The 13101-nt window shown below is 35.7% G+C and carries 14 protein-coding genes; 5 read left to right on the top strand and 9 right to left on the bottom strand.

Annotation, left to right across the window (positions count from 1 at the left end; translation table 11 throughout):
- Nucleotides 1-698 precede the first annotated feature (698 nt).
- Nucleotides 699-1457, top strand: a complete 759-nt coding sequence (locus tag DIT68_RS14860; protein WP_109360613.1) for a metallophosphoesterase — start codon at nt 699-701, stop codon at nt 1455-1457.
- Nucleotides 1458-1721: 264 nt separating this feature from the next.
- Here DIT68_RS14860 and DIT68_RS14865 read toward each other — a convergent pair whose 3' ends face one another.
- Complete coding sequence (locus DIT68_RS14865; protein ID WP_109360614.1) at nt 1722-2405, bottom strand: aspartate/glutamate racemase family protein; 684 nt, start codon at nt 2403-2405, stop codon at nt 1722-1724.
- 124 nt (nt 2406-2529) lie between these two features.
- The gene (locus tag DIT68_RS14870; RefSeq protein WP_109360615.1) at nt 2530-3168 is read right to left on the bottom strand and encodes a Tll0287-like domain-containing protein; all 639 of its coding nucleotides are present in this window, start codon (nt 3166-3168) and stop codon (nt 2530-2532) included.
- 321 nt (nt 3169-3489) lie between these two features.
- Between DIT68_RS14870 and DIT68_RS14875 the strand changes: the two genes are divergently transcribed.
- The 4 genes from DIT68_RS14875 to DIT68_RS14890 all read left to right on the top strand — a co-directional run bounded on the left by DIT68_RS14875 (nt 3490) and on the right by DIT68_RS14890 (nt 6534).
- Nucleotides 3490-4152 carry a transglutaminase-like domain-containing protein gene (locus DIT68_RS14875; protein WP_109360616.1) on the top strand — a complete coding sequence of 221 codons (663 nt, stop codon included), beginning with the start codon at nt 3490-3492 and terminating at the stop codon, nt 4150-4152.
- 11 nt (nt 4153-4163) lie between these two features.
- On the top strand, nt 4164-4796 hold the full coding sequence (locus DIT68_RS14880) for an SOS response-associated peptidase (RefSeq protein WP_109360617.1): 633 nt from the start codon (nt 4164-4166) through the stop codon (nt 4794-4796).
- Nucleotides 4797-4910: 114 nt separating this feature from the next.
- Nucleotides 4911-5342, top strand: coding sequence for a hypothetical protein (locus DIT68_RS14885; protein ID WP_109360618.1), 432 nt, complete (start codon nt 4911-4913; stop codon nt 5340-5342).
- Nucleotides 5343-5730: 388 nt separating this feature from the next.
- Entirely contained in the window at nt 5731-6534 is an 804-nt protein-coding gene (locus DIT68_RS14890) for an SDR family NAD(P)-dependent oxidoreductase (protein WP_109360619.1), read from the top strand.
- A gap of 596 nt (nt 6535-7130) precedes the next feature.
- Here the strand turns inward: DIT68_RS14890 and mnhG are convergent.
- The 7 genes from mnhG to mbhE are packed head-to-tail and all read right to left on the bottom strand — an operon-like array spanning nt 7131 to nt 12866.
- On the bottom strand, nt 7131-7517 hold the full coding sequence (gene mnhG / locus DIT68_RS14895) for a monovalent cation/H(+) antiporter subunit G (protein WP_109360620.1): 387 nt from the start codon (nt 7515-7517) through the stop codon (nt 7131-7133).
- Nucleotides 7510-7785 carry a cation:proton antiporter gene (locus tag DIT68_RS14900; protein ID WP_109360621.1) on the bottom strand — a complete coding sequence of 92 codons (276 nt, stop codon included), beginning with the start codon at nt 7783-7785 and terminating at the stop codon, nt 7510-7512. Before DIT68_RS14900 ends, mnhG begins: the two co-directional genes overlap by 8 nt.
- Complete coding sequence (locus DIT68_RS14905) at nt 7782-8258, bottom strand: Na+/H+ antiporter subunit E (protein WP_109360622.1); 477 nt, start codon at nt 8256-8258, stop codon at nt 7782-7784. The genes DIT68_RS14900 and DIT68_RS14905 overlap by 4 nt, the downstream gene beginning before the upstream one ends.
- Nucleotides 8259-8269: 11 nt before the next feature.
- Nucleotides 8270-9781 (bottom strand): proton-conducting transporter transmembrane domain-containing protein, encoded by a 1512-nt coding sequence (locus tag DIT68_RS14910; RefSeq protein ID WP_109360623.1) that lies wholly within the window; start codon nt 9779-9781, stop codon nt 8270-8272.
- Nucleotide 9782: 1 nt separating this feature from the next.
- Nucleotides 9783-10136: a Na+/H+ antiporter subunit C gene (locus DIT68_RS14915; RefSeq protein WP_109360624.1), complete on the bottom strand. Its 354-nt coding sequence runs from the start codon at nt 10134-10136 to the stop codon at nt 9783-9785.
- Nucleotides 10137-10141: 5 nt separating this feature from the next.
- Nucleotides 10142-10555 carry a Na+/H+ antiporter subunit B gene (locus tag DIT68_RS14920; RefSeq protein WP_109360625.1) on the bottom strand — a complete coding sequence of 138 codons (414 nt, stop codon included), beginning with the start codon at nt 10553-10555 and terminating at the stop codon, nt 10142-10144.
- 1 nt (nt 10556) lies between these two features.
- A complete protein-coding gene (gene mbhE, locus DIT68_RS14925; RefSeq protein ID WP_109360626.1) occupies nt 10557-12866 on the bottom strand; it encodes a hydrogen gas-evolving membrane-bound hydrogenase subunit E in 2310 nt (769 codons plus the stop codon).
- Nucleotides 12867-13101 lie beyond the last annotated feature (235 nt).

The following is a 13101-nucleotide window of genomic DNA, read 5'->3' on the forward strand; positions in this document are numbered from 1 at the left end:
AATACTAGTATACAATCCATTCAGGATTTAACCTTTCAAACCATCTCGGAATTCTCCTATGCCAAGAAGTTACGATTTTCTGTATCCCTTGGTATTCCTCACTCTAAAGGTTTTTAACGGTTAATAACCGATAATTATCAGTTAAATGAAAGAAGGAATACTGATTTTTAAATTAGACTACTTTCTGTAAATCTTGCTACACTTGAGTGTTCCCTTTAATACTAGTATACAATCCATTCAGGATTTAACCTTTCAAACCATCTCGGAATTCTCCTATGCCAAGAAGTTACGATTTTCTGTATCCCTTGGTATTCCTCACTCTAAAGGTTTTTAACGTAATAACCGATAATTATCAGTTAAATGAAAGAAGGAATACTGATTTTTAAATTAGACTACTTTCTGTAAGTCTTGCTACCCTTGAGTGTTACCTTTAATGCTGGTTAACAATCCATTCAGGATTTAACCTTTCAAACCATCTCGGAATTCTCCTATGCCAAGAAGTTACGATTTTCTGTATCCCTTGGTATTCGCCACTCTAAAGGTTTTTAACGGTTAATTGAATTGATAAATTAGAACTGTTTGTCTTGCTAAATTGATTGTTGAGACCAGAGATGATGATTTTAAATTTCAAGCGAAGGATTTGAATAGAATTCTTTTGAAGAAGTTGAAAATATCGAAATTTCTATTAAATTTAGCTTATGACACTACAATACTGTTCCGACCTCCACATCGAATTTCCAAGGAATAGACAGTTCCTACAAGAAAATCCAATTATTCCAATGGGAGATATTTTGATCTTGGCAGGAGATATTGCTCCTTTCCGTATAATGGAACAACACAAAGATTTCTTTAAATTTTGTTCTGATAATTTTAAGGAGACTTTCTGGATTCCAGGGAATCATGAGTATTACGGGTTTGATATTACACAGAAAAGTGGGGGTTTTCATGAAAATATAAATTCCAATGTTCATCTGTTAAACAATCAAATTGTAGAATTAGAAAATGTTCGGCTGATTTTGTCTACACTTTGGACAAAAATAAATCCAGCAAACCAATGGCAAATTGAAAGAGGAATGAATGATTTCAGGACTATTCGATATGGAAAATATCTACTTTCTGCCGATAGAGTCAATGATTTGTACCGGGAAAACTATGGGTTCCTCGTGAAAGCATTAAAGGAAAATACACAAGAAAATAGAATTGTGGTCACTCACCATGTTCCTACATTTCAAAATTATCCAAAGCAATATAGAGGAAATGTGCTCAATGAGGCTTTTGCCGTTGAATTAACAGATTTAATTGAAGAATACAAACCCAATTATTGGATTTATGGACACCACCATGAAAATATTCCTGAGTTTAAGATTCATGAAACCACTATGTTGACCAACCAATTGGGATATGTTGAAATGGGTGAGCATAGAGGTTTTAATTTCGAGAAAACACTTAAGTTTTAGTCCTGTTTGCTAGAATTAAATTGGGGTATCTCTTCGATTACCTTTGGATGACAAATTATTCAGTGGGTGAAGATACAGCTGATTTAATCATTTCAAAAAACGCGTTTAAAAAATACCCGTATTATCAAAAACAGAAAAAATAAGGAATATTGGAGCTGAATAAAGCTTTATGCTTTCGAGCCATAAACCTTTTTCTAATTCTTTCGAATATAAGGGATGGGCTAATTATAGCTTCAGAGAAGAGGGGTAAAACAATGGATAAATCTACTCTTCCAGAATAAAGTCCACCGCTAATTGGACATGTAAACCGGTCGTGTCAATCAATTGAAAATCCGTTTCTTTTTGTTTAATGAGAATAGGCAGCTCAGTGCATCCCATAATCATAGCGTCTGCGCCTTTTTCTTGTAAAGACTTCATTTGATCTAAAAAGTAACTTTTAGCTTCATCAGAAAAGATTCCTTGTGTTAATTCTTTCGATATATAGTGATGTATGGTGTCTATTTGTTCTTCATCTGGCAGAGTGATGTCTAGTGGATAATTTGCTTTGATGAACTTCTCTAAAAATCCTATTTTAACAGTTGGTTTTGTACCTAATAGACCAAGATTTTTAAAATTGTTTTTTACCGCAAAATCTCCAATGGCTTTTCCAATGTGAAGGATAGGAACCTCAACTTTAGCCTGAACAAACTCATAAACCATGTGTGGCGTGTTGGCGCAGATTAAAATTCCTTCTGCTCCAATGGAAATAAGTTCTTTTGAAATTCTTAAATATTCTTCTTGAATTTTTTCACGATCTCCAGAGCGCATTAAAGCAATGTTTAAACTGTACAAAAGCAACTCAGGATTTTGATCATGACCAATTTTATCTCCTACTTTTTCATTAATCATTCTGTAATAATCTATCGTAGAATGATAGGACGTTCCTCCAATTAAACCCAGTTTTTTCATTTCTAATTAATTATTTTTTCTTACGGCGAGTGTTTTTCGTTAACAATTAGCCAAGATGTTACCGCGAGTGCTACTGCGAGTTTCGAAACTCGTGGTAATACCTCGCATTAATAATTTTCAATCCTTACTTCTCAAAAATAATACTCCAAATTCCTCTTACTTCATTGTCTCCGTAACCCGTTGCTTTGTCTTCAGGGTACAAATCTGCTAACATCGCCAAGGTAGCTGGTTTTACTTGTTCTTCCTTTGTTCCATGGCATTGCAAGCACATTTCATTGGTGATAATTGGATAATAAAACTGAACTTTGTCTCCCTTCATTTTAACATTCGGAGTGATTTCTTTACCTGTTTTCCCTTCTGCAATTAGTCCTTTATAATATTCAATTTGCTCCAGTTCCTCAGCATTAGCTTGGTTATTTTGATTTCTCGGCTTGTCACTCACACGGGTTATTTTGGCATTGTGCTCCTGGCTCATACTGTCTGTAAGTGTCATGGCTTGAACGTTACAAAACTCTAATGCATGTTCTGTTCCTTTCTCCATTATTGCGCCCATCAAGTTCTTACCTAATGTTGCTTTCGTTGTGGAGGCGTACTTAAAGCCAATGTCACTATATTTTTGAATTTCGGCTTCCTGTTTTTGTTGCTCCACCAAAACCAGTGAATCTTGTGTTGCTTGTTCTTTTTCCGCCAATTCTTGCTCGTTTGGAGATGAACATGCCACGAAAAGAGATCCAGTAATCATTAGGAATGCTAGTTTTTTCATTGTTTCAGTTTTAATGATGTTATAAAGTAAGACAAATATAAATGTAAGGTTTTTAAATTAATGATACAAAAGTCACAGTGAAAGACTTTGATCTTTGTCTCTTAAAACTATTCACCTTTTCATCCTTAAGAAAATAAAAAAATCCCAGTTTATCTCTTCCGCATGATCTTGTCAGTTCAACGCTTAATCACATACTTGAATAGATAGGTTTGCTGGTGAAGTTTAGGGTAGGTACTATGTTTTAAAGTCTCAAATACGCTCTATTGCAAACAATCAATTGACAAATGACATTTAATAGGTGATAATTCGTAATTTTGAATTATGACGGAAGACGAACAACAAATCTATCTAAAAGTGACACCAATTCTTGAAGTAAATCACGAAAGTACAAAGCATTTAATTGCAGATATTGATACTTCACAGTCGAAGAAGCAACAAGCGATTGATTTATATTTAAAAGTGCGTGATGGCTTTATTTATAATCCTTATCACCTAGATTTACGTCCTGAAAAATTGAGGTCAAGTGTGGTTTTGCAGAAGAGTAGGGCTTGGTGTGTTGAGAAAGCTATTGTTTTGGCGACTGGGTTGCGTGCTTTGGGAATACCTTCGAAATTAGGTTATGGAATTGTGGTGAATCATATTGGAGTGGAGAAATTGACGGCAGCTTTGCGCAGGGAAGAAATTGTTTTTCATGGTTATGTTTCTGCCTTTATCGATGGAAAATGGGTAAAATCTACTCCGGCTTTTGATCCATTGATTTGTAAACTCTCTGGTGTTGAACCTTTGGAGTGGGACGGCGAAACAGACTCTTTATTTCAAGCGTATAAAGGCGATCAGAAATTCATGGAATACAAGCATTTTTATGGAGAATTTGAAGATGTTCCTGTGGAATTAATGAACGCGGAAATGAAAAAATATTATCCTCACCTTTTTGAAGAAGAACACAATTCTCGTAGTTTTTCATTCTTTCATTTAGATTCTTAATTTCTACCCTTATGTGTTACAATGTTCAACAGAAAGCAACATTAAAAGAACTGACCGAAAAATTTAATGCACAGTTTGAAATGCCAGCGCTCTACACTCCCCAAAACCTAGTGAATGGTTTTAATTTCCCTTTACTTCCTGTTTTAAAGACGGATTCACCCCAGACCTTTCAATTTCTTAATTGGGGACTAATTCCGCATTGGGCAAAAAACGAGGATATTCGAAAACACACTTTAAACGCGAAATTGGAAACCATTGGCGAGGTGGCTTCTTTTCGAGATATTAATGAGCAACGCTGTATTTTGCCAGTGACCGGATTCTATGAGTGGAAATGGTTGGACAGTAAAGGAAAACGTAAGGAAAAGTATTTGATTCAATTGGAAAAGCAGACTGTTTTTGCTTTGGCAGGACTTTATAGTTCATGGACAAACCCTAAGAATGGAGAAGTCGTTGATTCGTTTTCTTTGCTAACTACAGAAGCCAATGAAGTGATGGCTGAAATTCATAATATAAAAAAGCGAATGCCTTTAATTATGGACGACAAGCAGGCAAAGAAATGGCTATCCGAAGGGAATTTAGCGCTGAACCATGATTTAAAAACGCAATGCATAGAAAATGATGGTCAATTGGACTTGTTTTCGTAATGTATCTGACAATTAATGGCTTTCACCTAGACTTGATTTGCTTTTGATATGGTTTTTTCATAGTTTTTAGGAAAGTTACAATAGTGTAACTAATCAAACTAAAATAAATCTATTATGTTAAAACGTTCAAACGCAATAAAAAATGGTTTAATTCTTTTCGTAATGCTCGGGATTTACTTCCTTATACTTGATGCATTAGGATGGGCTGATAACACATTTTTAAGATTAGGGAATTACATATTCGTGGTACTAATGATTAATAGTTCGCTCAAAAAAGCAACTCAAAACGGAGAGGACTATTTGAGTAAAATGGCCGTTGGTGTGGTTACGGTGGCCATTGCAATGACGCTAGGTGCTATATCTTTATTTGCGTATTTAATGATTCTTCAACCTGATATTGAGCGCTACATTAGTCCAGTTATCGCCGCCAATAGCTACTCAGGTTTGAGTATAGCACTTTTTATACAAAGTATAGCCTCATCTGTGATTTTGGTTTTTATAATGTCACAAATGTACAAAAACAAAAAGTCCACTGAAGTAGTTTAGTGTCACGTTATTTTTAAGGGTTGGCTTACTATATTCTTTTGAATGCTTATCAGGAACCTTGTCAGCTATTTAATATGCTACAATAAAAAGTACTCTCTTTAGCTAGGTCAAATCTTTCCAGCGTTGAAAATTAAGATTTTCAACGCTGGAAAGGATGATAGTTGTGGGTGCTTTTGCTTTTTCCCTTTCACTTGAAATATAACCTTAGCTCAATTTCATCCTGAAGTGGATTTCTTTATTCAACTGGTTGGAAATAGAAATTTGTAAAGGATCTTGTCAGTTTACCGCTAAATCACATTATTGCTGGGTTGGATATATTTACTGGTAAAGTATCGGATTGGTATTTTCTTTTGAATTATTTCTTATTTTTAAGAGATAATCCAAAGAAATGATAGATTTTAAGAATAAAACAACTTTAATAACTGGTGGTGCGTCAGGAATTGGGAAAATAATGGCAAGATTACTTCTTGAAAGAGGAGCTAAGGTTATTTTATGGGATATCAATACTCAAGGTATAGCGGATGTTATTGCGGAGTTTAAAGAGAAAGGGGAGATTTGTGGTTACACCGTGGATATTTCGGATCAAGAACAAGTTAAATCTTCTGCAAAAGAAGTGAAGAAAGAACAAGGTGTCGTAGATATTTTGATCAATAATGCTGGGATAATTGTTGGTAAATATTTTCATGAACATTCCACAGAAGAGATTTCTGCAACGGCAGCTATTAATGCCAACGCGCCAATGATTATTACCAGTTGTTTCATAAAAGATATGATGGACCAAAACTTTGGCTCGGTTTGTAATATAGCTTCTTCTGGCGGACTTATTTCTAATCCAAAAATGTCGGTTTATGCAGCGAGTAAATGGTCTTTAATTGGCTGGTCGGATAGTGTGAGATTGGAAATGAGTCAACTCAAGAAAAACATCCATTTTACGACCATAATGCCCTATTACATCAATACAGGAATGTTTGACGGAGTGAAATCTAAAATTCCTATTCTGGATCAAGAAGCAGCTTCCTTAACGATAATAAAGGCAATTGAAAAAAAGAAAGTAATGGTAACCTTACCCGGTTGGATTTATAGAGTTACACGATTGGGACAGGCGGTAATGCCTATTAAAATGTTTGATTGGTTTGCTGGGAGTATTATGGGGATTTACAAAACCATGGAGAATTTTATAGGTAGAAAATAATAGATAATCAGCAATTCATAATCGGGGGTACTCGCGCCCCAGCGAAAATGGAAAGCTTGATGAAATGATTTGTATCAGCTATTCAATAAAACAAAGCGACTTTAGGAGCTCTTGGAGGATTGATGATAGCGTAACAAACTCATGAAACAACTTGGAAGTGCAGATGGATTAAGGCGCCCAGAAATAATTACTAATGGATGAATTACAAATTACGAATTAATGGCGAGCGGCATAGCTATCGAATGCGTTGATTACGAATTGGAAATCAAAAAAACAATAATACCTTACTAAAAACCAAGCTGTAACATGAAATAGTCCCGACCAGCGCCCCTGTTAAACATTAAATTAATGATTAATGTTTAATTATTAATGGTTAACGCCCAGGGTATTGAATTTCAACCGTGTTGAAATTGACGTCCAGCGCAACCCTCGTTAAACATTAAACCTTAACAATTAAACATTAGAAATACAGCGCAACAACATCACCGCAACCCTCGTTAAACATTAAACCTGAAAAATTAAACATTAGAATATAGCGCAACAACATCACCATCGTTAAACATTAAACCTTAATAATTAAATATTAAAAATTAATGTTAGTCCTCTGCCTCTGGTTTTTCTTCTTCCTCAAAACCACTCATCAGATCATGAGTTTTGGTGTTGTACATTCCTTTAAGATCGTCAATTTTTGTTTTTTTCCACATTGGAACACCTACAAAATAGGCTGCTCTCCCTATCACATGGGCACTGATGGGGGCGGTGAGTAGAAGAAATACAATAATGGCAATAACACGTGTTGTGATGGAAGTTTCCATGTAGTAAAGGGCTAGTCCCAATAGAATTAGTCCTACTCCCAGGGTAGCTGCTTTGGTCGTTACCGACATTCTCAGGTATAAATCAGGCATACGTAATAAACCTATGGCTGCGAGGAGAATGAAAAGTGTTCCAAGTGAGATGATTATCATTATTAAAATATCATTCATTTCTTTTTCTTTTTTCGAGGTAATATGAAAATGCTACGGTACTTAAAAATGCGATAAGAGCAAAAATCATTGCAATATCTAAAAATGAAGGTCTTTTGGTAACAATGCTATATACGGCTATAATTGAAATACCAATTGTGATCAATAAATCTAATGCCACAACCCTATCTGGCAGGGTAGGTCCCATTAAAAACCGAATGAATACCAACAAGGTTGAGGTGCTCAATAGGGGTAAAATAATGTATGTTAAATAATCTTCTATACTCATCGTACTATATTCAAAATTCGTTTTTCAAATCCATTTTTAATGCCATCGATAAACTCCTCTTTATCGTGAACATACATGGCGTGGATATACAATACTTTTCTATCGTCTGAAATGTCTAGGCTTAATGTTCCAGGCGTTAAGGTAATCACGTTGGCCAAGAGTGTTATTTCTAAGTCTGATTTCGCATTTAAAGGGTAGGCGATAATTCCTGGTTCCATGTAAAACTTTGGGGTGATTACATCAGCTGCTACCTGCAGGTTGGCTTTAATAAGTTCATATAAAAAGTAAAATGTAAAACTGATTAAGCGGGGGATTATAATAAAGTATTTTTGTTTTTCTTGACTAGAGCTAATAAGCCAAAGTACTAAGAAACTCAATATAAATCCAAAAGTAAAATTAACCGCATTTATTGTACCGGTAAGAAATACCCATACTATAGCCAATAAAATATTTAATAAAAATTGAACTTTCATGGTTTTGTAACTTATTTAATTCCAAACACAGCATTATAATAATGTTCTGTGTTCATTAATTCTTCCCCAATTCTCGCGGCCACCAATTGAAAGTGCTCGGCGAAAAAACTGTAATATAAAGTAACTCCTACCAAAATAATGATAGGAACAACATAGGCCGCTTTTTCAGAAAAACTGAAATCTTCAAAATATTTAAAGGAAGATTTTCTTTCTAATTTGGGCGCATCTTTTGAAAAGCTTTTGTTCCACACTTTCGCGATGATCACCAATGTGATTAAACTGGCAAAAATAAACATCACCAGCATTGCTATTTCTCCAGCGGTGTAACTTGCGCTAAATAAGGACACTTTTGGCCAGAATCCGGAAAGGGGAGGAATACCCACTAATGCGAAAAGGGGAATGGCAAAGAGCAGAGAAAGGCGTGGATAATTATCCATTAATCCACCCATATTTCTCAATTTTGTAGAACCAAAAATACGGAACATCACTCCACCCATCATGTACAAGGTCGCTTTTACAATTATGTCATGGAACATATACATTACGGCTCCCACAATTGCTACTTCAGTAAATAGACTGAGTCCTCCAACCATGAATCCGATGTGACAAATAATTAAATAGGAGAATACGCGTAGAATATCTTTTTGCACTAAAGCACCTATCCCTCCGAAGAACATGGTTAGTCCTGCAATGACCATTAAAATGATTTGATTCACTTCTCCCAGCGGGAATATTAAAGTAAAAACGCGGAGCATTGCATAAATCCCCACTTTGGTTAATAATCCGGCAAAAAGTGCTGAAACCGCCGCAGGTGGCGTGTGATAGGAGGCAGGTAGCCAGAAATAAAGCGGGAAAACTCCTGACTTTACTCCAAATCCAATGAAGAAAACCAAAGATATTGTCTGAATTAATCCTTGATTCTCTATTTCTGGAATGATACGAGACAATTCGGCCATATTCAACGAGCCAGTAGCACCATAAACCATTGCTATTCCAGTAAGGAAAATGATGGAAGAGATCATGTTTAATGTAAAATACTTGACTGCCCCTTCAATTTGTATTTTTCTTCCACCGATAGTAAGTAATACAAAGGAGGAGATGATAATTACCTCAAACCAAACATAGAGGTTAAACAAATCCCCAGTTAAAAATGCACCGCTCAAGCCCATGATTAAGAAATGGAAAATGGCATAATAACCAAATTTTACTCTTGATGAAACCATGTTTTCCGTAGAGTAAATCGCGAGTGCAAAGGCCACTATGTTGGTGAGTAATATTAAAGAAACAGCTAGCGTGTCTGCGACCATGCTAATTCCAAATGGCGCTTCCCAGTTTCCTAATTGTATGCTTTGAATTCCGCTACTCCATACTCTTTGAAATAGTAGTGCCGCGATTACAATTCCTACACCACCTCCAAGAATACTGATGTAACGTTGGATTTTAGGTTTCATCCAAAAGAACAACAATAATACTGCTGTTATTAAATGGACAATGATCGGATATATTATTAAATGTTCACTCATGTTATTTAATATCGTCAGTTTTATTCATTGTATCAATATCGTCAGTTTTTAAGACTTTATATGCTCTTTTGATCAAAACGATGGCAAAAGATTGAAGTCCGAAGCTGATTACAATTGCTGTTAAAATCAATGCTTGTGGAACGGGATCTGCAAAAATACCTTCCAACATTTTTCCATCCTCAGCAATGAGTGGAGGTCTTCCTTTAACTAGGCCTCCCATCAGGAAAATTAAAAGGTTTACACCATTTCCAAGTATGACAATTCCGATGATTAATTTCACTAAACTACGGCGAAGAATCAGATAGATTCCTGCTGCATAAAGTATTCCCGTCATTATCGCTAATAATATTTCCATAATGTTTATACGCTTTCTGAAATAGTGAATATGATGGTTAAACAAACGCCAATGACTACAAGGTAAACTCCTGTATCAAAAAACAAAGCACTACCAATTTTACCAAGAATAGCAATGTCTTTTTCGTACCACAGCCCCGTCATTAGTGGGTCTCCCGTTAAAATAATAGGAGCTAAGGCACTTAATATAGCGATGGATAAACCAATGGGGATTAAAAAACCTGGATGCATCCTTAATACTTTTCTTGTTTGTGTTAGTCCATTCGCAAAAGCGTGCAAAATAAAGGCAATGGCAGCAATTAGTCCCCCAATGAAACCTCCTCCTGGTAAATAGTGACCACGCAATAGCACAAAAACTGAAAATAAAATCAGCAAGGGCAAAAGTGTGGTTGAAACGGTTTTTAATATTAAACTTTTCATATTATTTCTCGTGTTTCTTTAAATGTAATTTCAATAATGCAAAAACGCCTATGGCTGCAATAGACAACACAACAATTTCTATCATGGTGTCAAATCCACGGAAGTCTACCAAGATAACATTCACAACGTTTTTTCCTTTGGCAAGGGTGTAAGCATTTTCTGCATAATATTGCGTGGTAGACTTTATAGGATTTTCATTCATTATTTCAATAATGGTTAATGCTAAGAATGTTCCAAAAGAAGTAGCGATAATTCCATCTCTTAACCTGTTGGTTCTGTTGGATAGTTTTAAATACTTAGGTAAACGGTAAAGCACTAAAACGAATAAAATAACAGTTAATGTGTCTATCGAAAATTGAGTCATTGCCAAATCGGGTGCTCCGTAAAACACGAAGATTAGACACATGGTGTAGCCCAAAACGCCCATTCCGGCAATTGCAGATAGTCGTGATTTTGTAAATACTGTGAAGATAATGGACACTAACATCATGGCTAAAATCACAATTTCGTTCCAGTTTAGTGCTTTGATTTCTTTTAATTCTAAGAAAATTCTTGGATTAATAAATACGTGAATTCCAAAGACTAAGGTGAGCAGAACCAGTATGATTAGTACATACCTTCGCAAATATCCATTTTGGAAGGTCCTGGTAAGAAAATAGGAAATTCTTTGAAATAAATCTGCAAATTTTAGTGCTAAACTCTTAGGAGCGAAGGCATCAAATTTGAGCATTCCGCTTTCTTTCTTGTGACTTGGTTTCCAAAAGAAGTAAATGGCAATACCTCCTAAAATGGTAATAGCACTCAGTAAAATGATTAAATTGAATCCGTGCCAAATAGCTAAGTGTGGACTCGCTTCTCCCGTTAGTAGCGGGGTAATGTTTTTTGTGAATAAGGCTTCAACCATTGCAGGGAATAAACCGAACAATAAACTTAAAGCTGCCAAAATCATAGGCATGAACCACAATAAGAAATGTGGCTTTTTAATTTCACCTAATGCTTCTGGCTTTTTCCCAGAAAAAGGTTTTACTCCTACGAGTAGACCTGCAAATACCATTAAAATGTTGGTTAAAACAGCCATGGTGGTCAAGAGCGTTGGGTTTAAACCTCCGTTTAACGTTGCTTCATAAATCAGGTCTTTTCCTATAAAACCAATAGTTGGGGGGAATCCACCACTTGATAAGGCTGCGATAAACCCTGCAATTGCTAACGGCATTAACACTTTACGAAGTCCGCCCAATTGGGTCACGTCACGCGTTCCTGCTTGGTGATCAATGGTTCCTGTAACCAAGAATAAACTTGCTTTGTAAAGTGCATGAACTACAATAAAAACAATGGCTGCAGTAATTGAAGATGTGGTTCCAATTCCGATTAAAAACACCATTATTCCCAAAGCTCCAATTGTTGAATAAGCCAAAATTCCTTTTAAATCGGTTTTGAATAAGGTTTGAAAGGCTGCGTAAAGCATTGTTATTGCTCCAACAATTAAAAGCGTGGTAAAGAAATAGGAGTTATTTTGAAAGTGCGGAGTAAAACGCAATAGCAAATAAATACCCGCTTTTACCATGGTTGCAGAGTGCAAATAAGTAGAAACTGGTGTTGGCGCTTTCATTGCTCCTGGCAACCAAAAATGAAAAGGAAATTGGGCCGATTTTGTAAATGCAGCCAAGAATATAAAAACCATTAAAATAACCGAATACTGATGATTGGCGAATACCTCAGGGGACTGAAGCATTTCGGAAATAGACAGTGTTCCTGTGATCTGTGCTGCCAAAACAGCAAAAGCCAATAAGGCCAAACCACCTAAACCTGTTATCGTTAAAGCTATAATTGCCGATTTCCTTGATGGTGACTCAGTGTTATTGAAGCTAATCAAAAAGAATGAGCTTATACTCGTTAACTCCCAAAAAATAAATAAAGTGATGATGTTGTTTGAAGTAACTAATCCTAACATCGCTCCCATAAATATGGAAAGAAAAACGTAGAAACGCATCAGTTTTGGGTGGCCCTTCAAGTATTGCGTGGTGTACAAGAAGACTATACTTCCTACACCTGTAATGAGCAATGTAAAGAGCAAGGCAAGATTGTCTAGCCTAAAGTCCAAGTTAATTCCGAGTGAGGGAACCCAAGAGGTGAAGAAATTGAAAACTTCTCCGTCCATTATGGATCGAGCAAAACTCGAAAAATAGATGAATAATGAAATAGGCAATAAGGCTGCGAACCATGTCATTCTTTGAAATGTCTTTTGTCCAATGCCGAAAAGCAAAAGGGAAAATACGAATGATGAGAGTATAACGATTAAAAATACGGTCATAATTATAAATTATTCAATTGCCAAGATATCTGATTTTTCATAATCTAATTCTTAAACAACTTTTCAGCTTTTTGGTTTAGCGGATAAATATACGAAAATCCGCGTTTTTAGGCGCGGAGTAGCTAGGTTTTCGGATTATTTTTAAGTTAAATTGTGTTTTGGTTTTTTCAAAACTAAAGTTAACGGAGTTCATCGGAACTCACACAAGTTTCGCAACTCATGGGGTTTGAAATTC

Source organism: Brumimicrobium oceani (assembly GCF_003143775.1).
In the GTDB taxonomy this organism is placed as follows: Bacteria; Bacteroidota; Bacteroidia; order Flavobacteriales_D; family Crocinitomicaceae; genus Brumimicrobium; species Brumimicrobium oceani.

Bases quoted from the DNA above. Each gene is read 5' to 3' on its own strand.
- DIT68_RS14860 (WP_109360613.1), top strand. From the start codon at position 699: ATGACACTACAATACTGTTCCGACCTCCACATCGAATTTCCAAGGAAT.
- DIT68_RS14865 (WP_109360614.1), bottom strand. From the start codon at position 2,405: ATGAAAAAACTGGGTTTAATTGGAGGAACGTCCTATCATTCTACGATA.
- DIT68_RS14870 (WP_109360615.1), bottom strand. From the start codon at position 3,168: ATGAAAAAACTAGCATTCCTAATGATTACTGGATCTCTTTTCGTGGCA.
- DIT68_RS14875 (WP_109360616.1), top strand. From the start codon at position 3,490: ATGACGGAAGACGAACAACAAATCTATCTAAAAGTGACACCAATTCTT.
- DIT68_RS14880 (WP_109360617.1), top strand. From the start codon at position 4,164: ATGTGTTACAATGTTCAACAGAAAGCAACATTAAAAGAACTGACCGAA.
- DIT68_RS14885 (WP_109360618.1), top strand. From the start codon at position 4,911: ATGTTAAAACGTTCAAACGCAATAAAAAATGGTTTAATTCTTTTCGTA.
- DIT68_RS14890 (WP_109360619.1), top strand. From the start codon at position 5,731: ATGATAGATTTTAAGAATAAAACAACTTTAATAACTGGTGGTGCGTCA.
- mnhG (WP_109360620.1), bottom strand. From the start codon at position 7,517: ATGAATGATATTTTAATAATGATAATCATCTCACTTGGAACACTTTTC.
- DIT68_RS14900 (WP_109360621.1), bottom strand. From the start codon at position 7,785: ATGAGTATAGAAGATTATTTAACATACATTATTTTACCCCTATTGAGC.
- DIT68_RS14905 (WP_109360622.1), bottom strand. From the start codon at position 8,258: ATGAAAGTTCAATTTTTATTAAATATTTTATTGGCTATAGTATGGGTA.
- DIT68_RS14910 (WP_109360623.1), bottom strand. From the start codon at position 9,781: ATGAGTGAACATTTAATAATATATCCGATCATTGTCCATTTAATAACA.
- DIT68_RS14915 (WP_109360624.1), bottom strand. From the start codon at position 10,136: ATGGAAATATTATTAGCGATAATGACGGGAATACTTTATGCAGCAGGA.
- DIT68_RS14920 (WP_109360625.1), bottom strand. From the start codon at position 10,555: ATGAAAAGTTTAATATTAAAAACCGTTTCAACCACACTTTTGCCCTTG.
- mbhE (WP_109360626.1), bottom strand. From the start codon at position 12,866: ATGACCGTATTTTTAATCGTTATACTCTCATCATTCGTATTTTCCCTT.